The sequence below is a fragment of the Nocardia sp. NBC_00403 genome, assembly GCF_036046055.1.
Classification (GTDB): Bacteria; Actinomycetota; Actinomycetes; order Mycobacteriales; family Mycobacteriaceae; genus Nocardia.
Map to the genome: position 1 here is coordinate 2,870,282 of NZ_CP107939.1, position 24,437 is coordinate 2,894,718.

Annotated in this window: 24 protein-coding genes; 13 read left to right on the forward strand and 11 right to left on the reverse strand. The window is 64.8% G+C overall.

What is annotated here, in order from left to right; all coding sequences use genetic code 11:
- Window positions 1-35 precede the first annotated feature (35 nt).
- Entirely contained in the window at window positions 36-1,334 is a 1,299-nt protein-coding gene (locus tag OHQ90_RS12635) for a diaminopimelate decarboxylase family protein (protein WP_328410251.1), read from the reverse strand.
- Window positions 1,335-1,486: 152 nt separating this feature from the next.
- Complete coding sequence (lysA, locus tag OHQ90_RS12640) at window positions 1,487-2,833, reverse strand: diaminopimelate decarboxylase (protein ID WP_328410253.1); 1,347 nt, start codon at window positions 2,831-2,833, stop codon at window positions 1,487-1,489.
- Window positions 2,834-3,351: 518 nt separating this feature from the next.
- Between lysA and OHQ90_RS12645 the strand changes: the two genes are divergently transcribed.
- Window positions 3,352-3,831, forward strand: coding sequence for a hypothetical protein (locus OHQ90_RS12645; protein ID WP_328410255.1), 480 nt, complete (start codon window positions 3,352-3,354; stop codon window positions 3,829-3,831).
- Window positions 3,819-4,124 (forward strand): transcriptional regulator, encoded by a 306-nt coding sequence (locus OHQ90_RS12650; RefSeq protein ID WP_328410256.1) that lies wholly within the window; start codon window positions 3,819-3,821, stop codon window positions 4,122-4,124. The genes OHQ90_RS12645 and OHQ90_RS12650 overlap by 13 nt, the downstream gene beginning before the upstream one ends.
- 315 nt (window positions 4,125-4,439) lie before the next feature.
- Here the strand turns inward: OHQ90_RS12650 and OHQ90_RS12655 are convergent, their stop codons facing one another.
- Both OHQ90_RS12655 and OHQ90_RS12660 read right to left on the reverse strand, forming a co-directional pair.
- The gene (locus OHQ90_RS12655) at window positions 4,440-4,913 is read right to left on the reverse strand and encodes a hypothetical protein (protein WP_328410258.1); all 474 of its coding nucleotides are present in this window, start codon (window positions 4,911-4,913) and stop codon (window positions 4,440-4,442) included.
- A gap of 151 nt (window positions 4,914-5,064) precedes the next feature.
- Window positions 5,065-5,622 carry a cupin domain-containing protein gene (locus tag OHQ90_RS12660; protein WP_328410259.1) on the reverse strand — a complete coding sequence of 186 codons (558 nt, stop codon included), beginning with the start codon at window positions 5,620-5,622 and terminating at the stop codon, window positions 5,065-5,067.
- 269 nt (window positions 5,623-5,891) lie between these two features.
- Between OHQ90_RS12660 and OHQ90_RS12665 the strand changes: the two genes are divergently transcribed.
- The 4 genes from OHQ90_RS12665 to OHQ90_RS12680 all read left to right on the forward strand — a co-directional run bounded on the left by OHQ90_RS12665 (window position 5,892) and on the right by OHQ90_RS12680 (window position 9,138).
- The gene (locus OHQ90_RS12665; protein ID WP_328410261.1) at window positions 5,892-6,893 is read left to right on the forward strand and encodes an AraC family transcriptional regulator; all 1,002 of its coding nucleotides are present in this window, start codon (window positions 5,892-5,894) and stop codon (window positions 6,891-6,893) included.
- Between the two features lie 141 nt (window positions 6,894-7,034).
- Complete coding sequence (locus OHQ90_RS12670) at window positions 7,035-7,337, forward strand: hypothetical protein (RefSeq protein WP_328410263.1); 303 nt, start codon at window positions 7,035-7,037, stop codon at window positions 7,335-7,337.
- A 295-nt stretch (window positions 7,338-7,632) separates the two neighbouring features.
- On the forward strand, window positions 7,633-8,184 hold the full coding sequence (locus OHQ90_RS12675) for a dihydrofolate reductase family protein (RefSeq protein ID WP_328410265.1): 552 nt from the start codon (window positions 7,633-7,635) through the stop codon (window positions 8,182-8,184).
- A gap of 222 nt (window positions 8,185-8,406) precedes the next feature.
- Window positions 8,407-9,138 (forward strand): alpha/beta hydrolase, encoded by a 732-nt coding sequence (locus OHQ90_RS12680; protein WP_328410267.1) that lies wholly within the window; start codon window positions 8,407-8,409, stop codon window positions 9,136-9,138.
- A gap of 589 nt (window positions 9,139-9,727) precedes the next feature.
- On the opposite strand, the gene cmrA is transcribed toward OHQ90_RS12680, so the two are convergent.
- The 4 genes from cmrA to OHQ90_RS12700 form a co-directional block, all read right to left on the reverse strand.
- Window positions 9,728-10,531, reverse strand: a complete 804-nt coding sequence (cmrA, locus tag OHQ90_RS12685) for a mycolate reductase (protein WP_328410269.1) — start codon at window positions 10,529-10,531, stop codon at window positions 9,728-9,730.
- Window positions 10,532-10,874: 343 nt separating this feature from the next.
- A complete protein-coding gene (locus OHQ90_RS12690; RefSeq protein ID WP_328410271.1) occupies window positions 10,875-12,905 on the reverse strand; it encodes an NADPH-dependent 2,4-dienoyl-CoA reductase in 2,031 nt (676 codons plus the stop codon).
- A 9-nt stretch (window positions 12,906-12,914) separates the two neighbouring features.
- Window positions 12,915-13,484: a PadR family transcriptional regulator gene (locus tag OHQ90_RS12695; RefSeq protein WP_328410273.1), complete on the reverse strand. Its 570-nt coding sequence runs from the start codon at window positions 13,482-13,484 to the stop codon at window positions 12,915-12,917.
- A gap of 114 nt (window positions 13,485-13,598) precedes the next feature.
- Window positions 13,599-14,243, reverse strand: coding sequence for a TetR/AcrR family transcriptional regulator (locus tag OHQ90_RS12700; RefSeq protein ID WP_328410275.1), 645 nt, complete (start codon window positions 14,241-14,243; stop codon window positions 13,599-13,601).
- Between the two features lie 258 nt (window positions 14,244-14,501).
- Here OHQ90_RS12700 and OHQ90_RS12705 point away from each other — a divergent pair, with 258 nt between their 5' ends.
- The 3 genes from OHQ90_RS12705 to OHQ90_RS12715 all read left to right on the forward strand — a co-directional run bounded on the left by OHQ90_RS12705 (window position 14,502) and on the right by OHQ90_RS12715 (window position 18,144).
- Window positions 14,502-15,437 (forward strand): metal-dependent hydrolase, encoded by a 936-nt coding sequence (locus tag OHQ90_RS12705; RefSeq protein ID WP_328410277.1) that lies wholly within the window; start codon window positions 14,502-14,504, stop codon window positions 15,435-15,437.
- Window positions 15,437-16,597 (forward strand): hypothetical protein, encoded by a 1,161-nt coding sequence (locus OHQ90_RS12710; RefSeq protein ID WP_328410279.1) that lies wholly within the window; start codon window positions 15,437-15,439, stop codon window positions 16,595-16,597. Before OHQ90_RS12705 ends, OHQ90_RS12710 begins: the two co-directional genes overlap by 1 nt.
- 212 nt (window positions 16,598-16,809) lie before the next feature.
- Window positions 16,810-18,144 (forward strand): MFS transporter, encoded by a 1,335-nt coding sequence (locus tag OHQ90_RS12715; RefSeq protein WP_328410281.1) that lies wholly within the window; start codon window positions 16,810-16,812, stop codon window positions 18,142-18,144.
- A 118-nt stretch (window positions 18,145-18,262) separates the two neighbouring features.
- On the opposite strand, the gene OHQ90_RS12720 is transcribed toward OHQ90_RS12715, so the two are convergent.
- Complete coding sequence (locus OHQ90_RS12720) at window positions 18,263-18,880, reverse strand: TetR family transcriptional regulator (protein WP_328410282.1); 618 nt, start codon at window positions 18,878-18,880, stop codon at window positions 18,263-18,265.
- Between the two features lie 199 nt (window positions 18,881-19,079).
- On the opposite strand from OHQ90_RS12720, the gene OHQ90_RS12725 reads away from it, so the two are divergent.
- The 3 genes from OHQ90_RS12725 to OHQ90_RS12735 are packed head-to-tail and all read left to right on the forward strand — an operon-like array spanning window position 19,080 to window position 21,641.
- A complete protein-coding gene (locus OHQ90_RS12725) occupies window positions 19,080-20,138 on the forward strand; it encodes a ferredoxin reductase (protein ID WP_328410284.1) in 1,059 nt (352 codons plus the stop codon).
- 33 nt (window positions 20,139-20,171) lie between these two features.
- Window positions 20,172-21,320 (forward strand): fatty acid desaturase family protein, encoded by a 1,149-nt coding sequence (locus OHQ90_RS12730; protein ID WP_328410286.1) that lies wholly within the window; start codon window positions 20,172-20,174, stop codon window positions 21,318-21,320.
- Window positions 21,321-21,641: a hypothetical protein gene (locus tag OHQ90_RS12735; RefSeq protein WP_328410288.1), complete on the forward strand. Its 321-nt coding sequence runs from the start codon at window positions 21,321-21,323 to the stop codon at window positions 21,639-21,641.
- On the opposite strand, the gene OHQ90_RS12740 is transcribed toward OHQ90_RS12735, so the two are convergent.
- On the reverse strand, window positions 21,642-22,175 hold the full coding sequence (locus tag OHQ90_RS12740; RefSeq protein ID WP_328410290.1) for a DUF4254 domain-containing protein: 534 nt from the start codon (window positions 22,173-22,175) through the stop codon (window positions 21,642-21,644).
- 389 nt (window positions 22,176-22,564) lie between these two features.
- Here OHQ90_RS12740 and OHQ90_RS12745 point away from each other — a divergent pair, with 389 nt between their 5' ends.
- On the forward strand, window positions 22,565-22,891 hold the full coding sequence (locus OHQ90_RS12745) for a hypothetical protein (RefSeq protein WP_328410292.1): 327 nt from the start codon (window positions 22,565-22,567) through the stop codon (window positions 22,889-22,891).
- Between the two features lie 334 nt (window positions 22,892-23,225).
- Here the strand turns inward: OHQ90_RS12745 and OHQ90_RS12750 are convergent, their stop codons facing one another.
- A complete protein-coding gene (locus OHQ90_RS12750; protein WP_328412795.1) occupies window positions 23,226-24,431 on the reverse strand; it encodes an MFS transporter in 1,206 nt (401 codons plus the stop codon).
- Between the last annotated feature and the right edge of the window lie 6 nt (window positions 24,432-24,437).

Genomic DNA, 24,437 nt, shown 5'->3' on the forward strand with positions numbered 1-24,437 from the left:
CGTGACGTTGGTCAGCGTCTGGTCGGCGCAGTGGGTCAGCCGGCGTCGCGATCGAGCATGTCAGGTTCACGGCGTACGAGTTCGACGCAGCGGCCGCTGTCGACGGCGATGACGGGCAGTCGTGCGGTGTCGGACTGGGCGTGGCCATGCTGATATGCGCCGCTGCACGGCACCGCGAGCAGGTCACCGGGGCGCAGGTCGGCGGGCAGCCGGATATCGGTGGCGAGGATCTCGTTTCCGGCTCGGCCCGCGACGCTTGCGGTTCGGTGCGGTCCGGCGGCCCGCCGATTCGCCAGCACCGTGGCCGCCGGCGCGGCGGGCCGCGTGCCCGCGCGCGCACCGCTGTCGACAATGACGCAGGTGTGCCCGCCGTCGTGGTGTTTGACCGAGCACACCCGCAAAAGCGTCACGCCGGCGCGAGCCACGATCCCACGGCCGGGTTCGAGGGCGATATTCGGGCGCGGGAAGCGTTGTCTGGCACAGGCCGCATCGAGTGCGTCCTCGAGTATGGCGGCGAGTTCGTTCAGGTTCATCTCGGCGTCGCCGCTGCGATAGGCGACCGCGTGCCCGCCACCGAGATCGAGGTCGGTGAGGATCCGGCCGTGGTCGTGGCGCACCTGCGCCATCTCCGCGACCATCTGCCGTATCGCCTCGCCGTAGTAGTCGGGATTGTAGATCTGGGAGCCGACCTGGCAGTGGAAGCCGATCAGGTCGAGCATCGGCTTGCTCAGCACCTGCTCGACAGCGGCAGCAGCCGCGGCACCGACCGGGAAGTCGGGCCGTCGAGCAATGTCCGTCGGCTGACCATCGACGTCGATATCGGCGGATAAGCGCAGCAGCACTCGCTGCGGGTGGGTGGCCACCGCCGCGAGCAGATTGATCTCGGCGAGCGAACCGGCCACGATCCGCCCTACGTGGCAATCGACCGCAGTCACCAGCGCGTCGAAGGATTCCCGGTTGCCGTGCATGATGATTCGCTTCGGGTCGATGCCCGCGGCCAGAGCGACGTCCAACTCGTCGGATGAGTGCACAGCCACCGAAAGACCTTCGTCGGTGACCCAGTTCACGACGGCGCGAACCAGCAATGCCTGTCCGGCATAGACGATCTCGGTCTCCGGGAAAGCCTTCCGATACGCACGGCAGCGGCCCCTGACCTCGTGCTCGTCGAGGACCATCGTTGCGGTGCCGTACCGCTCGGCGATATCGGCGAGCGCGACACCGCCGACCACGATCCGGCCCGACTCGTCGTAGTGCGAATCGCGGGGCCAGATCGCGGTGTCGAGGCGTGTGGCCGGCACCGACGGGGTGGACGAGAAGAGATCGAGCAGCGTCACGGTGTTCTCCTGTGTGCGCCCGCTGGCGATAGCTGCGGGGATACTCAGGTGTACCTCGCCAGGAGGGGCGCTCGACCTGTCGTTAGCGCAACCTTGACCACCCGATCGGCGATCTTGACGAATCACTGACATGCCGTGGTCAACGCCGTTTCTCAGCGGCCGATATCCCTGCTGAGCAGGTCGGACAGAGTTTCCCGGCGCACCAATTCCCGGGAGATACCCTTGCGCACCGCGACGATCGGCGGCCGGCCGACGCTGTTGTAGGAGGACGCGAGGCTGTGGTGGTAGGCACCGGTGCACGGCATGGCCAGCACCTCGCCGGGCCGCAGATCCGCGGGTAGCTGCACATCGGTGGCGAGGATGTCGCCCGCCTCGCAGAACCGGCCCGCGACGGTGGCGGTCATCTGTGGGCCGGTCGGATGCCGGTTGGCGACGACCACGCTGTACTGCGCGCCGTACAGCGCGACCCGTGGGTTGTCGCTCATCCCGCCGTCGACCGTGACATAGGTGTGTCCGCCGTCGATGTGCTTGACCGAGCGCACCCGGTACAGCGTGACACCTGCGCGGGCGACGATGGCACGGCCCGGTTCGATGGCGATGACCGGGCGCGGGAAACCGCGGCGCGCGCAGGCCGCGTCGAGGGCGTCCTCGACGATCGCGGACAGTTCGGCAAGATTCATTTCGGCGTCGCCGCAGCGGTAGGCGACACCGTGTCCGCCGCCGATGTCCAGATGGGTGAGCAGGTGGTCGTGCTCGTCACGGACGCGCGCCATCTCGGTGACCATCCGTCGAATGGCCTCGCCGTAGTAGTCCGGATCGCAGATCTGCGAGCCCAGATGGCAATGGAAGCCGACCAGCCGCAATGTCGGCTGGCGCAGAATGCGGGCGACGGCTTCGGCGGCCGATTCGCTACCGAGCGGGAAACCGAACTTCTGATCGGTGACCCCCGTGACAACGGCGGGATGACCGTGCACGTCGATGCCGGGGGACAGCCGCAACATGACCTGCTGCGAGCCGGTGGCCAGTGCGGAGAGCAGCGTGATCTCGGCGAGCGAATCGACCACGATCCGGCCGACGCCGACCTGGACAGCGGCCTCCAGTTCGTCGAAGGATTTTCCGTTGCCGTGCAAGATGATTCGTTGGGGATCGACGCCCGCGGCGAGCGCGACGGCGAGTTCGCCCGCCGAGCAGACATCCACGGATAGTCCCTCCGAGGTGACCCAGTCGGCGACCGCCGTGATCATCAACGCTTTGCCCGCGTAGTAGATCTCGGCGTCGGGGAAGGCCGCTCGATATGCCCGGCAGCGCTGCCTGACCTCACGCTCGGCGAGCACGTATGTGGGCGTGCCGTACTGGTCGGCGATATCGGCGAGCGCGACACCTCCAACGGTTATTCGGCCGGCATCGTCGTAATGCGTGTCCCGTGGCCAGATCGCGGAGTCGAGCCGCGGGGGCATTCCCCCCGACCGCAGCGACGGGAAGATTTCGAGCAGCGTCACGATGTCTCCTGTGTCGCCCCCGCTTTCTCCACCTGCGGGGCCGTTGTCAGGACTACGCCGATTTCAGCTGCCCGAACCACCGGCATATGCGACCTTGACGTATCGCCGCCTGATCTTGACGAGATCGCAACAGGCCGCCGACCAGGCGCTTACCTGAAGCCCAATCGCTGGGCCCGGCGTCGTCGGTACCTGCGATCGGGCGGTGTGAGCGCACGTCTTGCGCTTTCCGCCATCCACGTGACGGCAGAGTTTTGACCTGCCTTCAGCGATCAACCACAGCCACCCGGAACCGGTGTCCACCTTCTCGAATATCACGATGCCGCCCTGGAGGTCACCGATTACAGGTGTTGCTGTTTGTCACTGAGTCTGCATGGGTCCGCTGGCGGCACCTCGGAAGATCAACGAGCTGGAGGCATCTGGCGTCGGCCGACGTGCGCTACCGATGGGCGGCTCGAGATGTGAGGTCCAAACTGGGAAACCAGTTGCCAAATGGAAACCGGTTGGCGTACGGTCGGCTGATGCAAGACGCGCAGACTCCACAGCAGGCACTGGACATCGCCGCCGCCGCGACTCGGCAGGCACACGAGGCCGCTGCCGTGCCCAGCTGGGGACCCAGCGTGGCCGGTTTGCTCACAGCGCTCACTGTGATGCTGCTCGACACCGCAGTCGAGGAAGATCTGGGTACAGTGCCCACAGCGATCCTCATCATCGCCGGAATCGCCACGAGCTTCGCGCTTTTGAAGGTTGCGTTTTGGATGCGCGCCACCCGGCGTGCGCGCGGCATCATCCCACGCCCGCCGTCCCAGTGGAAGGACGAAGCGGTGTCGTGGCTGGCGATAGTGATAGTGCCGTGCCTCGCTGTCCTGCACTCGGGGTTGGGCGTATGGCTACGACTGCTGGCCAGTGTGATTCTGGGTGGATGGGTCTGGTACTCGCAGTCACGACCACAGACCGCGCCGTGGAAGACGCGACCGCGGACCGCGCCATGGAAGAACTGAACGAGCTGTTCGCCTCCCTGCCGCGCCTGAAACTCGTCGCATTCCTCGACGGCTGCGCCGAAGCCGAATTCCTGGTCATCGCCGACCTGTGTGAACTCAACAAATCCACCCTGTCCAAAGCGATGACTCTGCTGGAGAACGCCGGATACCTCGAAGTCACCAAGGGCTACGTGGGCCGCAAACCGAGAACCTGGCTCGCCCTCACCCCCAAGGCCCGCACCGCCTACCATGCCCACCTCGCTGCCCTCGCCGCGCTCACTCGCAAGGGCGGCGAGACCACGCCCGAATCCTGACCGAATCTCCATACACGCGGCCGAGAGTGATGCCATGGATGCACCCACACATGTTGCGCCACACCTTCGTCACCACCATGCGCTACGACCGCGCCCGCACGAACCTCGACCGACACCCCAACTACATCCTCGCCGCTTACACGGCCTAGGGCACATGACAACTCGACGTACGCAGCTAGCCGATTACCGTGCAGGCCGGCTCGGTACCCGGTCAGAGGCGATTGTCGGTGAGATGTTCGCCGACGACGGCAAGCATGTCGGTGGCCGGTTCGACGAGTGGGCAGGGGCGCGCTGCTGGGACAGGCTGAAATCCTCCTAGCAGCTGGCCAGACCGAAGGCGCTGGTCAACTCCGTCGCCATCGGTATCGCGCCGCGCCCGAGAACCGAATCTGCGAACATTGCACTGGCCGAACGGATGTCCAGGGAAGCTGAATCCGGCACCCGGTGAACATCCCTGGAGGCGGATACGGTGATGGAAGGCAAATCCCATCGCCGCGCCGATATTTCGGCCCGCGAGGCGACCTTCCATCCAAACGGCATCAGGTGGACGCGTTCCCCGTATTCCTCCAGTCGTTCGGCGAAATCCGAAAGCACGTCGAGTGTGTCGGCGACGTGGGTAAGGATATCCAGTTGATTCGCGGCCGGCGTAAATCGACTACCCGGGGTCGCGAAGTGCGGGATTCCGGCGAGGACGATATAGGCTGCCTCGCTCTCGGCGCATAGGTACCGGATCGCGTGAACGGCCTCGTCGGTCAAGGGATAGTCGCCGGGTTCGACGACGACTCGCACTACCAGGCAATCGAAGAACATCGACGTCGGCCCCACTGTCGAGGGATCGACAGCTACGGCGCACGGACTGTCCGCCACCAGCGTGTATTCGAAGCAGTGCCACCGACTTCCGACGAACCTCATCCAGGGGACCTCCGCTGCTGGGGGTGAGTCATGGTTTTGTCGGCACATTCCGGTCGGCGACGCCGCAGAGGGTGTAACTGAAGACGAATGGCACCGCACCGTCGTTGAACCATGCGTGTGGTGTGCCGTTCTGGATCAGGCAATCGCCCGATCGCAGCGAGACATCGACACCGTCGCCCAGGCGCATTCGGCCTTGGCCGCTGAGCACGACAATGAAATCGATGCTCGCGGTGCTGTGCATGCCAGGCGCAGCGGGGTCGAAGGCCGCCATCATCCCAGGTAGTTTCGTCTCCGCTTCCGCGGTGACGGCGGCTAGTGCTTCCTCGGACAGGTCGGCGTCGGGCTCATAGGTCAGCCCAGGAGGTATGGAGATGAATCCGAAACGCAGCCCGCCCGGGACGGGGAAGTAGCGCGTATCGGTCTGCGAAGGCATCCGGTCGACCGGCAGATCGGGTAGCTCGTCGAGTTCCCACATCCGATGTATCTCAGCGCCGGGCAGCAGCGCCAGTGTGAGCGGGTCGATACTGTCGTCTGCCAGTACCCGCCCCTGTCCGGTTCCGTCGTCGCCGACCACGATTCTGCGCATTTGAACTCCTTATTATCGTCCGCAACCAGCTGAATCGGGTCGGCACCGATAGCCACACCTGCCGATCCGGGCATCAGCTATTCGGACCGTAGCCACCGCCCACGCAAACCCGCTTGTCTCGGAACGCACGAGCATTGTCCGAGTGCGCAGAACTCGAAAAGCGGCACTGCTGATCCGGCTGTGGTCCGCGCGGGTTCCGCCGTACACTTCTTCTCGAATTGGGTTGGTGTCCAGGCCACCAATGATCGCCGAGCCGGGAGACGGTATTCATGGACCAAGCGGCTATTGCCGACTCGGCCACGACAAGTGTGGTGGATCCACATGAGCGCGCCGACTACTGGGCCCATCTGATCAACATGTACCACTGCCGACTGGGCTACCGGTTCCCGAGCCGCACCGACTTCCAGGGGCACACTCGACTGCGGCGCACGGACGCCTACCAGCTCGTCGGATGGGAATCGGACGCCGTCACCTACCTTCGCACCCCGAAGCTCATCCGTGCCGACCCCGATGACGACTATCGGCTGATCGTTCCTCTCGCTGGGCGGCTGACCTTCGGCTCCGACGACGGGCACGGGATCCTCACTCCGGCAACGATGTGCCTGGTGGCCATCGACCAGCCCTTCGCGATGTCCATGCCCGACGGCACGCGAGGGCTGATCATCACCATTCCGCGGCAGGAGATGCAGCATCGCCTCAACCACGTCGCGCCGCCCACCCGCCCGCTGGATCTCACGACCGGACTCGGGCGCGTGACGGCGGGGATGGTCAGCGGCCTGTACACCGAATGCGCCGCACTCACCGACCGCCAATTCGACACCGTCTCCGAACGGTTGGTAGATCTGCTGTGCATGCAGATTCTCGGCGATCCGGCGAGCTCATCCACCCAGCTCGCCGATGTGGAAGCGACCGCCCGTCGGTATATCCACAACCATGCCGGCGACCCGGACCTCACCGGCACGCGCGTGGCCGGTGCGCTCGGCTGGTCACTGCGTCAAATTCAACTGGCGTTCAGCGCCGCAGGCACCACGCCGAGCGAAGTCATCCGGGAAGAACGCCTGCAGTTGGCGCACGACCGCCTGCGCAGCCCCGCCTACCAGCGTTGCAGTATCACCGATATCGCCTCGGACCTGGGCTTCGGTTCGGCCAGCAGCTTCAACAAGGCCTTCCGTCGACGCTTCGACACCACGCCGAGCCAACTCCGCGAGGGACTGGCGGGCCACGTCCGAGGCAGCCGTACCCCAGGCGCTATTTCAGGGACAAGCAGCTAGTGTCCTGCGCCTGAAATCCGTTGAACGAGTAATTCGATGATCTCTTCGGCGGTCTCTGTGCTCGCCGGTGTGACCCTGCTCCGCGATTAGTTCCAGGGTCTATACAACAATCGGCACCGGGTATTCGGAAGGGGTGACCTCGTGACGGCGGACCGTCCAACCGACGAGCAACTACGGCAATGGCTGTACGACGCCGAATACGACTGGGATGTCGAGGGTTTCGACCGACCGATGCCGTCGAACACCTTCCCGGTCTATTACGACGACGCCTACCAAGCGACCCTCGCAGCGCTGTTTCGGGAGCTGCTGGAGTATCGCAGGAAAGCGCGCAGAGACCATCTCGTCGAGGAAGCCGTGAATAACCCCGATCCGTCCATAGCTGGTCGTGCCGCTGTCGAACTGCAGAAGCTGACCCGAGAAGGCGACTCAGGACCGACAGCATGACGGCAACTATCCCTATCCCAACAACGACAACGGTGACATCGCCTGCGTCGCGCACCAGTACGCGTACTCGATGGCGTGTGCGCAGAACAGCAACCGGACCCTGCTGGCCTACGTCGCCAACAGCGGCCCCGACCCGACCAAAAAGCTACTGGCGACTACCCCGAGGTCGCCACGAAGCCTTCCTCGGCCTCGCCACCTGCGTCATCTGCTACCGCCATGTCCGACGAATTTGTCAGGACCAGTTTTGTCCGATGAGCGCCGATGAGTTTCGCGCGCGTAGGAGGCCTACCCGGTCATGAGGAAACTGATCTACGGGTTCAGCGTGTCCCTGGACGGCTACATCAACGACCGCGACGGCAACATCGACTGGACCAACCCAGACGAGGAATTGCACCAATTCCACAACGACCGTTACCGCGAGATCGAGGTCTCGCTGCACGGCCGTCGCCTGTACGAGCTGATGGCCGAGTACTGGCCGCACGTGCCCGAGGACGCGCCGCGCATCGAGCGTGAGTTCGGCAGGCTCTGGACGGAGAAGCCGAAGGTCGTCTTCTCCCGGACGCTCACCGAGGTCCACTGGAACAGCACGCTGATCAGCGAGAACGCGGTCGAGGAGGTCCGCAGGATCAAGGCTGGAGGCGATGGCGTCATCGAGGTCGGTGGCGCGAGCCTCGCGGCCTCGCTGATGCCACACGGGCTCATCGACGAGTACCAGCTGTTCCTCTTGCCCGTAATGCTCGGCGGCGGCACACCGCTGTTCCCATCGCTGAACACCCGCATCCAGCTCCGACTGGCCGAGACGAGGCACTTCAACACCGTGGTGATGTTGCGCTATCTCGCCGACTGAGATCCGTTCAACCGCAGCAGCCCCTGCCCCGGCCACGGAGCCTCCGCAAAAACCCGTTGCCGGACCACGGCGACCACTGCTACTTTTCCGGAAGCCGTGCGAGAGAACGAGGAGGTGGTACCCGTGAACGCAGTATCGACATGGGTGCTCCCCTCTGGGGTCACGGTCGGGCGATAGGTCGTCCGGGAGCGCCGTTCAAGAGCACTCCCGAAAGGCACGACCATGCAATTCACTTCTGAACAGCGCCTCGACGACGGCGTCCTCGAGCGCGAATTCACCCTCGGCGAGATCCCCGGCATCCTGTGGACGCCCGGATCCGCATCCGCACCGGCGCCGCTGATCCTGGTCGGCCACCCGGGCGGACTGCGTCAGATGTACCCCCGACTGGTGGCCCGGGCCCGCCACGCCGCGGCGGAGGGGTACGCCGCGGCCACCATCGAGCTCCCCGGGAGCGGTGACCGGCCCCGTTCCGCCGCCGCCGAGCAGGCCCGCGCCGACCTGCGCCGGGCGCTGGAGGCCGGTGAGCCGGTCGACGACGAGATCGTCGACCGGCTCGTCCTCCCGCTGGTCGAAAAGGCGGTCCCGGAATGGCGGGCCGTCCTGGACGTCCTCCTTTCGCTGCCCGAGATCGGTGGTCCGGTCGGGTACTCGGGAGGGGTGATCGCCATCGGCCTCCGGCTGGCGGTGGTCGAGCCGCGGATCTCGGCCGCCCTTCTGTTCGCCGGGAGTTTCGTGCCCCGAACCATGTTCGAGGAGGCCCGGCAGATCACCATTCCGCTGCAGGTCCTGCTGCAGTGGGACGACGAAGGAAACGACCGGCAACTGGCCCTGGACCTGTTCGACGCCTTCGGCTCCAAGGAGAAGACGCTGCACGCCAATATGGGCGGGCACACCGGCGTCCCGCAGTTCGAGGGGGACGACGGGAACCGGTTCTTCGCCCGGCACCTGAAGTGAGGCCGGCCCGTCAGACCGGCAGCAGACGATAGGAGCTGTCGGCCAGGATGCCGCTCATCGAGGACAGGTCCCGGCCCTCCTCGATGGCGGTGGCCAGCAGCCGTAAGTCCGACATTACCTGGTCATGGTCCAACTTCCCGATAGCGAATCTTCCTACCGTGTAAGTGCTTTCAGGTGCGTGCTAGGCGCGACCAATTCGGCCGCGCCTGCTGCTCGAGGTGGGCGTCCGCATTCGTGACAACCAGAGCCACGATCTACCCCGAGCGCGAATCGGCCCGGGACTGTGCCCGGTTCAGTCGCTGTGGCCACGGTTCCTTTCCGGTCCAAGTCTCGCGTCGCTCGAAGATATCGAGGGCAGCAATGAGATTCGCCAAGGTCACATAGCGTGGCGTTCCTCGGCGCGGTCGGTGGTGAGGTCGATGTAGTAGCTCTGGGTGCCGATGGTGGAGCCGGTGCTGTCGCGGAGCCGGTCTGCGACGACGAGGGCGCGGTGGACCTGGTCGCAGGTGTCGATGATACTCAGCCCGGCGCGATCGTCGTCGGCGATCCGTTGTCACCGGCCGGTATGCGAGCGAACAGCAGCCGAAATCTAGCCGCCGAGCTTCCGGTAGAAAGCACCGGCGATGGGCGCGGTGAACGAGCGGGGTCCGTACTGACCCGCCACACTCATGCCCTTGCTGATCAGACCGGGAACCACGCGCATCTTGTTGCGGGCCAGGGCATCGATGGACACCTTCGCCGTGTATTCGGAGGTCACCCACATGAAGTCCGGAACCATGCGGTCCACGATCGATGCCTCGGACGGGTCCGGCGTTTCGGTGCGCACCGGGCCGGGCGCGAGCAGGGTGACGTGCACACCGGAGTCCTTCAGCTCGCCGCGCAGCGATTCGGAGAAGGTGTTGGCGAAGGCCTTGCTCGCCGCGTAGGTGGCGTTGTTCGGGATGGGCATATTGCCCGCCGCCGAGCCGCTGATCAGGATGCCGCCGCCGCCGCGCGCGATCATGCCGGGCAGCACGGCGAGCGTGAGGTCGTGCACCGCAACGGCGTTCAGTTCCATCTGCGCACGTTCGTAGGCCATATCCAGTTCGGCGACGGCCCCGAACGTGGCGATGCCCGCGTTATTGCACAGGATCGCGATATTGCGCGCGGCCAGCTCTTCGACGAGGGCGCCGCGCTGGGTCCGGTCGGCCAGATCGACCGCGCGCACCTCGGCGGTGATGCCGTGCGCCAGCGTGAGCCGCTGGGCGAGTTCGGTGAGCAGGTCACCACGCCTGGCGACGAGGATCAGGGAGTAGCCGCGCGCGGCGAGGTCGGCGGCCAGCGCGGTGCCGATGCCGGAGGAGGCGCCGGTGACGACCGCGCGATTCTCGGAGGTGGGGGAGGGCAGGCTCACGAGTGGAGCCTAGGCGATGCGACCATCCTGATCGACGAGCACCATCATCGATCCGATGCGTGTCGAGTGGTCGGCGACTCTCGTGCGGCCGCACACATCGCGTCGGCGGGGCGATGCCTTGCGTCCGTGCCGCCCGATCGCCGGAGGGATACCGGCCGGGCGGTCACCGCCACCGTCGACCGGCATCCCGGCACCGACCGGGCCGAGAACAGCATGCTCACAGCCGTCGAGGCCGCTGTCTGCTCGGTGTCGTGAATCCCCGGCCGCGGCCTCGGACGTGGTCGATCGAGTCGGTGCGGTATCGAGTTTCGCCGATGCCGCACCGGCTCGTGTATCGGTGGGATCAGAGGCGGGCGGCCAGGCGGGTGCCCTGGTCGATGGCGCGCTTGGCGTCCAGTTCGGCGGCCAGTTCGGCGCCGCCGATCAGGTGCAGGTTGATGCCTGCCGCGCGCAGCGGGTCCTCCAGTTCGCGCACCGATTCCTGGCCCGCGCAAATGATGATGTTGTCGACCGGGATCAGTTGCGGGCGTTGGCGTTTCTCACCGAAGCTGATGTGCAGGCCGTTGCCATCGATGCGCTCATAGTTCACGCCGCCGACGTGCTCGACACCCTTGGCCTTCAGCGCGGCGCGGTGCACCCAGCCGGAGGTCTTGCCGAGGTCCTTGCCGAACGGGGTCGACTTGCGTTGCAGCAGTACGACTTCGCGAGCCGCGGGCGCGGGCTTGGGGGTGGTCAGCTGGCCGCGGGCCTGCTCGTCCTCGGAGTCGACACCCCACTCCTCCTTCCACTCGTCGAGCTTCAGGGTGGGATGGCCTTCGACGGTGAGGAATTCGCTCACGTCGTAGCCGATGCCGCCCGCGCCGATGACCGCGACACGCTTGCCGACGGGGCGTTCCTCGCGCACCAGCTCGGCGTAGGACAGCACCATCGGATGGTCGACGCCCGGGATGTTCGGAATGCGCGGGCGCACACCGGTGGCCAGTACCACCTCGTCGTAGCGGGCGGTGATGAGCTCCTCGGCGGTGACCAGCTTGTTCAGGTGCACGGTCACACCGGTGACCTCGAGCATCCTGGTGTAGTAGCGGATCGACTCGTTGAACTCTTCCTTGCCCGGGATGCGGCGCGCGATGTCGAACTGGCCGCCGATCTTGTCGTCGGCCTCGAAAAGGTCTACCCGGTGGCCGCGTTCGGCGAGGCTGACCGCGGCCGAGAGCCCGGCCGGCCCCGCGCCGACAACCGCGACGCGCTTGGTGCGCCGGGTCGGTAGCAGCTTCAGCTCGGTTTCGTGGCCCGCCCGCGGGTTGAGCAGGCAGGACACGGTCTTGTGCTGGAAGGCGTGATCCAGGCAGGCCTGGTTGCAGGCGATGCAGGTGTTGATCTCGTCGACCCGGTTGCCCTTGGCTTTGTTCACCCACTCGGGGTCGGTGAGGAATGGCCGGGCGAGCGAAACCAGTTGGGCGTCACCACGAGTGAGGATTTCCTCCGCGATCTCGGGCATATTGATCCGGTTGGACGCGCAGACCGGAATGTGTACCTGCTCGGTGATCTTCGCGGTGAACTCGACAAAGGCCGCGCGGGGCACCGAGGTGACGATGGTCGGCACGCGCGCCTCGTGCCAGCCGATATCGGTGTTCAGGATATTCGCGCCCGCGGCTTCGAGTTCCTTTGCCAGGGCGACGATCTCGTCGAAGGTCTGCCCCTTCTCGACCAGGTCGGCCATGGACAGCCGGAACACGATGATGAAGTTCGGGCCGACCGCGGCGCGGGTGCGGCGCACGATCTCCACCGCGATCCTGCGGCGGTTCTCCGGCGAGCCCCCCCATTTGTCGGTGCGCTTATTGGTGCGCGGCGCAAGGAACTGATTGATGAAATATCCTTCACCGCCCATGATTTCGCAGCCGTCGTAGTCGGCGAACTGGGCCAGCTTCGCACAGCGGGCGTAGTCATCGATGGTCTGCTCGACACCCTTGGCCGAGAGCTTGCGCGGCCGGAACGGGTTGATCGGGGCCTTGATCGAGGACGCTGACACGCTGCCGGGCAGGTAGGAGTAGCGGCCCGCGTGCAGGATCTGGATGGCGATCTTGCCGCCCTCTCGGTGCACGGCCTTGGTGATCGTCCGGTGCCGATAGGCCTCGGATTTGTTGGTGAGCTTCGCACCGAAGGGCAGCAGCCAGCCGGTGCGATTCGGGGCGTAGCCGCCGGTGATGATCAGACCGACACCGCCACGGGCGCGTTCGGCGAAGTACGCGGCCAGTTTGTTGGTGTCCCAGGCGCGATCCTCCAGGCCGGTGTGCATCGACCCCATGATCACGCGGTTGCGCAACGTGGTGAAGCCGAGGTCGAGTGGCTCGAACAGGTGGGGGAAGGAACTCATCTGCGAGTCTCACCTTTCTCCGGGTTCCGGGTGCGGGGCTGTCGCACGCGGTTGCAGGGCTTGCAGAACTTCGTCGCACCATTCGACGAACCCCGCCTCGACGCGGATGCCCGCGCGCAGGACGAGGTATTGGTGCAGTGGCGTACCGGAGAGTTGATCCGGTGCGGGGAAGTCTCGTTTCTCGATGAGTCCGAACAGCTCGAGTCGCTGGTTGTGCTGGTCGCGGTGCCTGGCGACCTCGTCGCAGAGCGCACCGATGTCACCGTGCGCGGCGGCGCGGACCTTCACGCCGAGTTCGTTGCGCGGCATGCTGGTGTCGCTCGGCTCGGCGATCCATCTGGCCAATTCGACGCGACCGGCCTCGCTGACCGAGTAGACCTTCTTGTCGGGCCTACCCTCCTGGGTCACCGATTCGCCGGTCAGCCAACCGGATTCCTCCATGCGCTTGAGCACCCGGTAGATCTGCTGGTGGGTGGCGCTCCAGAAGAAGCCGATCGACTTGTCGAACCGGCGCGCCAGCTCATATCCGGAGCCGGCCCGCTCGGTCAGCGATACCAGCAGGGCATGCTCGAGGGCCATGCGGCCAGAATAATCGTTACACGCGGTACTATGCAACTGGGTGCATAGTGACGGGTGGGTGGCGGGCAGGTCTATCGATGTGACTCGCGGGGGGCGACCCACTGATGTGGGCTGCTATCGCGAATCGTGCTGGGGCGGTCCAGGTGTCGGGCGTTGCTCGAGTTGGGCGATGATCGAGGCCCCCATCCAGCGGGTCAGATATCGCCGCAGATCCTCGTCGCTGCGAGGTGGATTGCCCGGTGAAACGAAGAACGACTGCATCGTTCGCAGGACGTATTCCACGAGCTCGTGTAGCGCTGTGTCGTCGTACCCGTAGCGCTCCCAATCGACGTCGAAACGCCTGATCATGAGCATTCCGAAGGTTTGCGCCTCTTCGGAAGTGAGGCTCTCGGGGTGGACGTTCGAATACGTGCTCGAGAGCAGGATGCCGAGATGGGGTGTCCGGTGCACCTCGGTCAGTGTGTAAACCACACCCTCGGTCATCGCTGCGACCGGGTCTTCGATACCGCTGACCTGCTGCGCCAGCCGATCGAGAAAGCCGTCGACCGACGCGATCGCCGCGGCCCTCATCAGGGCATCGGCACTGGGGAAGTATCGGTACACCGTCTGACGGATGACGCCGAGTGACTCCGCGACGTCGGCAATGCTGATCTCCGAACCCGTTTGTCCGATCAGATCGACAGCAGCGGCGACAATTCGACGAGACGCGTCTTCATCGTTGTCCGGTGGACTCCCGCCCCATCCGCGCCTTCCTGCCACTGCTCGCTTCCTCGGTTCGAACTGTGCGTCCGTCGCGTGTGAATTCGACCGCGTGGGAACCCCATCGACGGTCCCGATCGGGGGCTCGACGGTACCACGGGGCCGTCCCATCGTCGTTCTCCCAGCACGGGCCTGCGTCGATAATTGTGATCATACACAGAAGCGATTCTGTGTATGATCACCTCACTATGGCATGGCTTCGGCGAATCCGAGCGGGCCATCAGGTCAGACCACTTCCGAAATTCGAGGTATAGCCAAGTGACCGATCTGCAAGTCCGAAAGATGCGGTTCGCCTTCGCGGACTACGACGTGCCCTTCGTCTGGAACGAAGAGAATCCGGCCTTCTCGTCCATGGCCAATGCGGTGTCCTTCCTGGCCATCGGCTTCGAGAAGATGATCGTCAACATGATTCGCGAGGCCATGCCGCGGATAACCGATCGCGCGATTGCGGAGGAAGCCGACGCGTTTGTGCGTCAGGAGGGGCAGCACTCGACCGCCCATCGCCAGCATGCGAATGCACTGATCAGGCGATTTCCAGGTCTTCAGGAAACGCTCAACGACGTCATCGCGGAATTCGACCGCCTCACCGTGAACACATCCCTCGAGTACCGGCTTGCCTATACCGCCGACCTGGAGGCAACGTTCACCCCGGTGTTCAAACTCATGCTCGACAACGATTCGTCCCTCTTCCAGCCCGGAGACGACCGGGTCGCGTCGCTGTTCATCTGGCACTTCGTCGAGGAAGTCGAACATCGAAGTTCCGCGCTCATCATTTTCGATTCCATGGTCGGAAGCGACACCTACCGGATGCGTATGGCCCCGTCGATATTCCGGCATGTGATGAAGGTGATCAGGTTGGCGTGCGACGGCTTCAACAAGCATGTCCCGCTGGAGGATCGGAAGATCGACGCACTGTCGATGTTCGCGACGCACCGGCACAAGCACAAGCTGCGAAAGTGGCTACGGCTGCCCGGGGAGGACAACGGTCCGATGCTGCGCGCCTTCGACGAGCTACCACTCGGTGAGCAACTCGTCGCGTTGGTCGGTGTCATTCGCAGTCAGTTACCGAAGCACAACCCGGACCACGAGAAGCTGCCCGCACTCGCCGATGTGTGGTTCGAGCGCTACGACGCCGGATACGACGTCTCGCACTGGTACACCGCGGGTACGGTCGCATCGCGCCAGGCGGACTGATGGCCGATCATTGCGCACCCACCTTCGAACAGCTGGCGAAGGCGCTCGGCTTTACCTGTGCGGAGGCCGGTGGACTTGTCGAGTTGCGAAACCCTGTGGGGTTGGAGAACTGGACCCTACCGGTCCTCGAGTTCACTATCGTGCTCGGCGCGGTGCTCGCGCTGATATACGCGATCGTGCGCTTGCGTCGGCATGGTGATCCGACCAACCTGGTGGTCTGGTTCGGTGCGACCGCATACCTGTTCATTATCGAACCGCCGCTGTACTTTCCCGCGGCCTTCGGCATCGACGCACACGTCGACACGATGTTCGCGCACAACGTCTTCACCGTGGAGTTCCTCTGGGGTCGACTCCCGCTGTATATCGTCGCGATCTACCCGTTGATGGCCACACTGGCCTTCGAAATAGTCAGAATGCTGGGGGTTTTCCGCCAGTACGGAGTACTCGTCGGGGCCGTCTGTGTGGGCTTCGTCCACCACGCCTTCTATGAGATCTTCGACCACCTCGGACCGCAACTGCGGTGGTGGGAGTGGTCGACCGAGAACCCGCTCAATCAACCGATGTTCGACTCGGTACCGCTGCCGAGTGTGGTTGTGTTCGCGGCTTTGTGGCCGATGTCGCTTGCGTTCTGTGTCCAGTTGTTCGTCGGTCGTCACGTCGACCAGGGCCACACTTTCTCTGGACTGCAGTTGGTCTGGCGGACCGTTGTCATCGGCTTACTGGGATCTTTGGGTACAGCCGTGTTGCCCATCCCTGCAACTGTTTTCGGCACGGGGAGTACCACGCTGCGGGGATTCCTCTATGCGGCCGAACTGGTCATCGTCACCATTGTCGCTGTTCCGATTCTCGCTCGCCAGTGGCTCCGGCTACGGCGAGACCAGGGGAATACTCCGTGCTACGCCAACAGCTTCGTCCGGATCTACAGCCTGGTGTATCTGTGCGTGATGGCGTTGCTCTGGGCGACCGCGTTGCCCGACTTCTTCGACGCCGTCGACGGTTCGACAAGCGAGGGAGACCCGGTCGGGAATCTCTGGTACACACTGTCATGCTTCATCGTCGCGATACTCTGCGCAGTCGCCATATTCACGGTGCCGCACAGAAAAGTCGACGAGACCGACATGCGTTTCGTCAGCGTAGATGCGGTGACTCACACGTCATAGCCGACCAGTCCTCGCCTACGGCGGCAACGCATGATGAACAGCCGGTGCACTGCGGGCGGAATGGGTGTGCATCGGGCGTGCTGATCTCGATGCCCGCCCGACCGGTCGTCGGCACGTCCGCGCGGCTGCGACGGCAAGGGTGATCGCGAGCCGGGACGGTCGTCTCGAGTGTTGTCCCGACGCGGCGGCGGATCCGCATTAGGCTGCGCGACATGACCGAGGTGGACGCGCGGGCGACTGTCGGGCAGGCGGCCGGGCGCGGACAAGTGGTGGCGTGGGGATTGTGGGACTGGGGGTCTTCGGCCTTCAACGCGGTGATCCTCACCTTCGTCTTCTCGGTGTATCTCACCGACAAGGTGGGTGACGATCTGCCCGGCGGGATCTCGGCGAGTGCGTGGCTGGGCTGGGCGCTCGGCATTGCGGGCCTGATCGTGGCGGTGACCGCGCCGATCAGCGGGCAGCGCTTCGATGCGACCGCGAAACGTAAACGCTCCCTTGCGGTTCTGACGGCCCTGACGATCCTGGCGATGGCGTTGATGTTCTTCGTGCACGACGACTACCACGATCTGTGGATCGGACTGGTGCTGCTCGGGTTCGGCTCGGCCTTCTTCGAGCTGGCGAGTGTTCCGTACAACGCCATGCTGCGCCAGGTGTCCACGCCGGCGACCGTCGGCAGGGTCTCCGGATTCGGCTGGGCAATGGGCTATTTCGGCGGCATCCTGCTCCTGCTGATCTGCTACTTCGGTTTCATCTCCGGTGACGGCGACAGCCGCGGTTTGCTCGGCGTGCCCACCGATGACGGACTGAACATCCGGCTGGTCGCGATGCTGGCCGCGGTGTGGTTCGCCGCCTTCTCCCTTCCGGTGCTCTTCGCCGTGCCGGAACTACCGCGCACCAGCGCCGATCCCGGCGCGGCCAAGGCGGGCTTCTTCGGGTCCTACCGGGTGCTGTGGCGTGACCTGCGCGAGCTGTGGTCTGTCGACCGTGGCACCGTCGGCTTCCTGGTGGCCAGTGCGATTTTCCGGGACGGCCTCGCCGGTGTCTTCACCTTCGGCGCGGTGCTCGCCGTCCGCGTCTACGGCATCGCCGACTCCGATGTGCTCCTGTTCGGCATCGCCGCGAATGTCGTCGCGGCCCTCGGTGCAATCGTCGCGGGTCGATTCGACGACCGCGTCGGCCCGAAGATCGTCATCGTCATCTCCCTCGGCGCGATGCTCCTGTGCGGACTGGCGCTGGTCATCGTCTCCGGCCCGCTGATGTTCTGGATCTTCGGCCTCCTGCTCACCGTCTTCGTCGGCCCGGCACAGGCTTCCGCCCGCTCCTTCCTGACCCGGCTTGCCCCGCCCGGCCGCGAGGGCCAGATGTTCGGCCTCTACACCACTACGGGGCGCGCCGTTTCCTTCCTCGCCCCAAGCCTTTTCGGCCTCTTCGTCTGGCTCTTCGATGCCGACCGCGCCGGCATCGCCGGTCTGCTGGTCGTGCTCGCCGTCGGCTTGGCCGCGCTACTGATGGTGCCGGGACCGCGACCAGCCCGAGCGAACACCTAGAGCGTGTTTCCCCAACATTGAGTTCGCCGCCAGGAGCTAGCCGTTCGATCAGCCGGGATCGGACCGGATGGCCGCGTTCGGCGCCTCGGCGAACAGGCGGGCACAGCCACAAACGGCTTCAGTCCTGCGTCGGCCGCCACGCACCCATGCCGAGGGCGATGAGGCGGACCTGCTGGACGGTGCGGTCGACGATGAACCGCTGGTCGCGTGGGGTCGCGGCGACATAGGCGGCGATGCCGTCGGTGACCGTGGCGACCAGGAGGTCGGCGGCGATTTCGAGGTCGTCGGGCGGCCAGGAATCCAGCGCGCGGATGCGGGAGAGGTCGGCGACCAGTTCGCGGACGATCAGTTGCAACTCCATGGCGATGGCCCGGCGCAGCGCTGCCGAGCCGCCGTGGCGCTCACGAGTGAGGAAGCCGAAGATCTCGCGTTTGGCCGCGACGTGTTCGAAGACGAACCGCACCGTGTCCGACAGGCTGGCGTCAGGGGTGCGCCGCACCTCGCGCAGTGCGAGGCGCAGTGCTTTGACGCCCTCGTCGACCAGTGCGGCACCGAGATCCTCCAGTGCGGAGAAGTGGCGGTAGAACGCGGTCGGCACGATCCCCGCCGAGCGGGCGATCTCACGCAGGCTGAGCGCGGCGAACCCGCGTTCGGCGGCCAGGGCGAGAGTGCCGTCCAGTAGTGCCTGGCGGGTCCGCTCCTTGCGTTCGCCTCGGGTTGCTGCCTGCTCGCTCATCACGGTGAGCATACATCCGTTCACCATTCACCCTATCGAGAGATGTAGTTCGGGTCACACGTTTTGCTGGTTGACATTGGACCCCCGTCATCGGTCACACTAGTTGAGTGTACAGACGTGCACTGAAATTTTTGGTCGCACGTCCCGAGCCCTGACAAGCAGGGCCCCGGCTCCCGACAAGCAAGGCACGGAGAACCGAATGGTGGATCTCATCAACCTGGTGCAGACCCTGACCACGCCGCACCCCCTCGATCGGTACTTGGAACTCATTCGCCCGACGCTGACAACGCGGGTGATGCGGGCCGAGATCATCCACGTGCGCCGCTCGGTGCTGGGGTCGGTGACGCTGACCCTGCGCCCGACCAGACAGTGGACCGGTCACGCACCCGGGCAGTACGTCCAGATCGGCGTGGTGATCGACGGCGTCAGGCACACCCGCTGCTACTCGCCGGTGAATGTGGCCTCGCGCCGTGACCGGCACATCCAGCTCACCGTCAAGGCGCACCCGGACGGCCTGGTTTCGCAGTACCTCTACCACCGGGCGCTGCCGGGAATGGTGGTCGACCTCACGCCCGCCGCGGGCGTATTCCAGCTGCCCGAGCCGCGCCCGGAGCGGATATTGCTGATCAGCGGCGGCAGCGGTATCACGCCGGTGCTCTCGATGCTGCGCACCCTCGCCGACGAGGGTTATCCCGGTGAGGTGGCATTCCTGCACTACGCGAAATCGCCCGAGGTACAGCCGCATCGCCCGGAACTGGCGGAGATCGAGCGGGCGCACCAGAACTTCCGCATCGAATCGCGTTATACCAGTTACGGTTCGGGCTACTTCGATTACGACGAGCTGGAGCGGGTCGCGCCGTGGTTCGCCGACGCGCAGACCTTTGTGTGCGGCCCGCCCGGACTGATGGACGCGGTGCGCAAGATCTTCGAGGCGGAGCAGCTGGCCGACCGGCTGCACGCCGAGGAGTTCACCCTGTCGGCCGCCCCCGTGGCGGTGGGCGAGGCTTTCGGCACGGTGCGCTTCGCGGCGAGCGGGGCCAGCGCGCAGAACAACGGCGCGGTGCTACTCGAGCAGGCCGAAGCGGCCGGTCTGACACCGGAATACGGCTGTCGGATGGGTATCTGCTTCTCCTGCACCGCGGTTCGGCGCACCGGGTGCACGCGCAACGTGCGCACCGGCGACACCGACAGCGACCCCGATCAGCCCATCCAGCTGTGCATCAGCGCGCCCGTCGGCGACGTCGAGATCGACATCTGAGCAATTGATTTTCACTACAAGGGGAGTTGAGCAATGACTATTTTGACCGAAACGAAAGACGGCCCGCTGGTACTGACTCCGGACCAGGTCGAGGAGCTCGGCAGGCAGCTCGACGAGCTGCGCGCCAAGGTCGTTGCCGACCTCGGCGATCGCGACCGCGAGTACATCTACTCGATCATCAAGGCGCAGCGCGGTTTCGAGGTCGCGGGCCGTGGCCTGATGTATCTCGGCTTCCTGCCGCCGTTCTGGCTGGCCGCGGTCGCCGCGCTGAGCGTGTCGAAGATCCTGGACAATATGGAGATCGGCCACAACGTCATGCACGGCCAGTACGACTGGATGCGTGAGCCGGATCTGAACTCCCGCGAGTTCGAGTGGGACAACGTCTGCCCCGGCGATCAGTGGCGGCACTCGCACAACTACATGCACCACACCTACACCAACATTCACAATAAGGACCGCGACATCGGCTACGGCATCCTGCGCGTGGACGAGGGACAGCAGTGGAATCCCTTGCGACTGGGCAATCCGCTGTACGCCTTCGGCCTGATGGTCCTTTTCGAGTGGGGCGTGATGGGCCACGACCTCGAGATCGAGAACATCGTGCGCGGCAAGCGGAAGTGGGCCGATGTCAAAAAGCTGTTGAGCGGCCAGTGGCGCAAAGCGAGCAGGCAGGTGCTCAAGGACTACGTGGTCTTCCCGGCACTGTCGGGTCCGCTGTTCCTCAGCACGCTTGCCGGGAACGTCACCGCGAATCTGGTTCGCAACGTCTGGTCCTTCTCCATCATCTTCTGTGGCCACTTCCCGACCGGCGTACAAACGTTCACCGAGGAGGAGACGGAGTTCGAGACGCGCGGTGAGTGGTACGTCCGGCAGATGCTCGGCTCGGCCAACATCACCGGCGGTCGGCTGTTCCACATCATGTCCGGCAATCTGTCGCATCAGATCGAACACCATCTCTTCCCGGACCTGCCCGCGAACCGGTATCCGGAGCTGGCTCCGGAGGTGCGGGCGCTGTGTGAGAAGTACGGCCTTCCGTATAACACCGGCTCGTTCAGTAAGCAGATCGGATCGGTGTGGGGAAAACTTTTCAAGCTCGCACTGCCGCCGTTCTTGGTCCGGAAGGAGAGCGCGCCCGGTGTTATCGTGATGCGTCAACAGCAGCCAACTGAAGTGGGCGTGTGAATGATCGGGAAATTCGAAAGCAACAAGGATTTGATCCAGGAATTAACGACTTCCGGTGCACGGCATGTCGGTAATATTGCGTCGATCATCACCGGCACAGTGCAGGAAGTCACTCGGGAGATCGGTGAGTTCATCACCGATGCCATCGAGATGAACGAAGCCGCGGCGGCGGCGCGGCGCGATGCCGAGTCGCCGCACAAGGACGAGTTCGCCGAAGATCTGCTCGATGAAGGCCCCGGCGTTTCCTACGATGCGGATGTGAAGCCCGCCGCGTTCGTCGAGGCCGAGGTGGTCGAGCCGGGGGCCGAAGACCTCCGGTGATCACCACACCGGCAGTCGGCGCCGGTGTTCGTTCACTTCGGTGATCAGATCCCTGTAGCCGTCGGCAAGCTCGGCCAACCGGCACCACTGCAGGTGGGCTTCCCCGTCCACTTGCAGTGGGTGTGGGTCGACGGATGCTGTGATTCCTAAAGCCTGTTGTGCCGCAATCCATTTCGCGGCCATTCGATCGACGACAGCGCCGAGGGTCTCGGTGTGCAATGAGGCGCCGGTGCGGTGCTGGACATTGTCCGCCACCCAATGGTCGATGCGGCCGACCAGTTCCGCGCGGTGCCCGTCGATGTCCTCGATCAGCTGTGTACACGCCGCGACGCGTCCGCTGGATGCACCGGGGGCGTGCGCCGCTTGCTGGGCGCGGTGCCTGCGTTCATGGCATTCGACCAGTTCGCGCGCCGCAGCCAGGACCCGGTGTTGTCGGCGATTCGAGTTGTCGGGCTCGCGGAATGCGCGCAGTAGCGCTGACGGTGGTGGCAGCTCTCCGGTTCCGGTACGGCTTGCTACGTATTCGGTAGGCATGATGCATACCCCTGCGGTAACGATTGCGATATCTGGATACGCCAGGGCCGAGGGGGATTTCGGGGAGGGGCACCCCTCGGCTCCGGCGCAGACCCGCGCTCGGAGCGCCACCCCCACAGTCCACCAGCACGGCAAAGAAACCGGGAAATCCGCGACGTTGCGATGAGGAAGACGGCCCGAGAAATCGGGACTCTTTCAGGAAAGCTCGATAGTCGGATCTGCGCAACCGTATGGTGTAAAAAGAGAGAACCTGCCTGGAAATTGTTATGGTCCGTTACGGATCGGTCACATAAAGGTGGCATCGATGTCGTGGCGAAATCCGTGAGCGCATGGGCAGCAACCTGTTCCGGCGCGGGAGCTGCGCAGCGCCCTTCCATCGGCTAGCCTCGATGTTCGTGCCTGCCTACGTGTCCTCGCCCGAGTTGACATTCGGCTTCATGTTCGCCCTGGAAGACCCCGAGCGAATTGCGGAGGTCGTGCGCAACCTCATCGTCCGCAAGACTGTGTCGGTGTTTCGACTCGCGCGACTGTCCGACGACGACGGCCCGCCCGAACGATATGTCGTGAACTGGGCTGTCATCCCACAGATTTCGATCACCACCAGCGCTCCCGAACCGGACGAGATGGCGGCCAACCGCACCATGCTGGTGAACGCCTTCCTCAGCGAGGACGGTGAAGTGAGCCTGTATTCGGCGACCGGTCAAGCGCCGAGCTGACCCGCGTCGACCTGGATGTCTGAAACATCTTCCCTTCAAAGGTCGCTCTCAGCAAATGATCAGTGATCTATCAGAGCGGCTCGGCAAGGTGGCTGTCGCCGGGAACCCCAGAAGGGCGCCCGGCGATGTGAACCCAACAAGGAGGTTGTTTCATGATTCCGGTCATCATCGACACTGGTAGTGCCGCCCTGTCCGGCCTGTTCAACACGGCTAGTGCCGCTTTTGAGGGCATTTTCAACACTTTGTTTACGGGTTCCTTCGGCGGATAAAGTTTTCCGCGAAAGTTGCCATCCCGCCCCGGGCATGTTGTGTGTCCGGGGCGGGATTTCGTTTGCTACATAGATGCTCGACCGGTGGGTAGCGGCGCGTCCAGCCGTCCGGACTGTGCGAGCGCATACAGCCCGCTCGCCGCGGCCGCGCCGATCGCGATCAGCCCGGCCCACGCAAGCGAACTCATGCCTGCGCCGCGCGCCGCGTCCAGGATCGTCCCGGTGCCGAGATTGCCGAGCAGAATGCCGATACCGACGATGGTGTTGTAGCCGCCGTAGTGGGTGGCGACCAGGCGACCACCGCACAGCGCGACCACCGTGTCCATCTCGAACGGGAACACCGCTGCCGCACCCACACCCAGCACCGCGGCAGTGACCAGCAGTGCGCCGACGGCAGTCCAGGTTCCGAGTCCGTCGCCCGGCACCAGCAACAGCGGGACGAAAGCGGCCGCCAGCACCGCCACGCCGAAGACCAGGCTGTGTGGACGACCCCACCGCCGGGTGAACCAGCGGGTAATACGCAGCTGGCCGGCGATCGCGATCACTCCGGACACCACAAACACCGCCGTCATCACCACGGACGCCGAATCCGCACCGACGATGCGGGCGGCCTGCATCGGCAGGGCGAGATAGACCTGGAACGACAGCACATAGCAGCCGATCATCGCCAGCGCGAAGAGCAGGAACGGACGATTGGCCAGCACCACCCGCCAGTCGTCGAGCACCGACGCGGTTTTGGGTTCGGCCCGATGCTGCGGCAACGCGCGCAGCTGGGCAAGGGTGAGCAACCCGAAAACCACGGCCGCGCCCGTCGCGGTCGCCCGGAAATCGAAGGCCATCAACGCCAGGCCGACGATCGGGCCGAACAGAATGCCTGCCTGATAGAAAATGTTGAATACCGCGAACGCCTCGACCCTGCGCTCGGCCGAATCCACCGCGAGGTAGGCCCGTACTGCGGGGTTGAACAGTGCGCCCGCGAAACCGGTTGCCGCCGAGGCGATCAGCAGCGCGGGCAGCGAATCGGCGACGGCGAGCACCGCGAAACCACCGGTGCGCAGCAGACACCCGGCCACGATGAGCGGCTTGTAGCCGAGCCGGTCGGCCAAGGTGCCGCCCACCAGGAACATGCCCTGCTGGGAGAAGTTCCTGATGCCGAGCACCAGTCCGATTGCCCAGGCGGCCAGGCCGAGCGGACCGGCCATATATCCGGCGAGATATGGCATCAGCATGTAGAAGCCGGTGTTGATGGCGAACTGGTTGATCATCAGCATCCGGCT

Coding starts and splice junctions, on each gene's coding strand:
- OHQ90_RS12645 (WP_328410255.1), top strand. CDS start 3,352: ATGCAAGACGCGCAGACTCCACAGCAGGCACTGGACATCGCCGCCGCC.
- OHQ90_RS12650 (WP_328410256.1), top strand. CDS start 3,819: ATGGAAGAACTGAACGAGCTGTTCGCCTCCCTGCCGCGCCTGAAACTC.
- OHQ90_RS12660 (WP_328410259.1), bottom strand. CDS start 5,622: ATGCGCAGAATCGTGGTCGGCGACGACGGAACCGGACAGGGGCGGGTA.
- OHQ90_RS12665 (WP_328410261.1), top strand. CDS start 5,892: ATGGACCAAGCGGCTATTGCCGACTCGGCCACGACAAGTGTGGTGGAT.
- OHQ90_RS12675 (WP_328410265.1), top strand. CDS start 7,633: ATGAGGAAACTGATCTACGGGTTCAGCGTGTCCCTGGACGGCTACATC.
- OHQ90_RS12680 (WP_328410267.1), top strand. CDS start 8,407: ATGCAATTCACTTCTGAACAGCGCCTCGACGACGGCGTCCTCGAGCGC.
- OHQ90_RS12690 (WP_328410271.1), bottom strand. CDS start 12,905: ATGAGTTCCTTCCCCCACCTGTTCGAGCCACTCGACCTCGGCTTCACC.
- OHQ90_RS12695 (WP_328410273.1), bottom strand. CDS start 13,484: ATGGCCCTCGAGCATGCCCTGCTGGTATCGCTGACCGAGCGGGCCGGC.
- OHQ90_RS12710 (WP_328410279.1), top strand. CDS start 15,437: ATGGCCGATCATTGCGCACCCACCTTCGAACAGCTGGCGAAGGCGCTC.
- OHQ90_RS12715 (WP_328410281.1), top strand. CDS start 16,810: ATGACCGAGGTGGACGCGCGGGCGACTGTCGGGCAGGCGGCCGGGCGC.
- OHQ90_RS12720 (WP_328410282.1), bottom strand. CDS start 18,880: ATGAGCGAGCAGGCAGCAACCCGAGGCGAACGCAAGGAGCGGACCCGC.
- OHQ90_RS12725 (WP_328410284.1), top strand. CDS start 19,080: ATGGTGGATCTCATCAACCTGGTGCAGACCCTGACCACGCCGCACCCC.
- OHQ90_RS12730 (WP_328410286.1), top strand. CDS start 20,172: ATGACTATTTTGACCGAAACGAAAGACGGCCCGCTGGTACTGACTCCG.
- OHQ90_RS12735 (WP_328410288.1), top strand. CDS start 21,321: ATGATCGGGAAATTCGAAAGCAACAAGGATTTGATCCAGGAATTAACG.
- OHQ90_RS12740 (WP_328410290.1), bottom strand. CDS start 22,175: ATGCCTACCGAATACGTAGCAAGCCGTACCGGAACCGGAGAGCTGCCA.
- OHQ90_RS12745 (WP_328410292.1), top strand. CDS start 22,565: ATGTTCGTGCCTGCCTACGTGTCCTCGCCCGAGTTGACATTCGGCTTC.
- OHQ90_RS12750 (WP_328412795.1), bottom strand. CDS start 24,431: ATGCTGATGATCAACCAGTTCGCCATCAACACCGGCTTCTACATGCTG.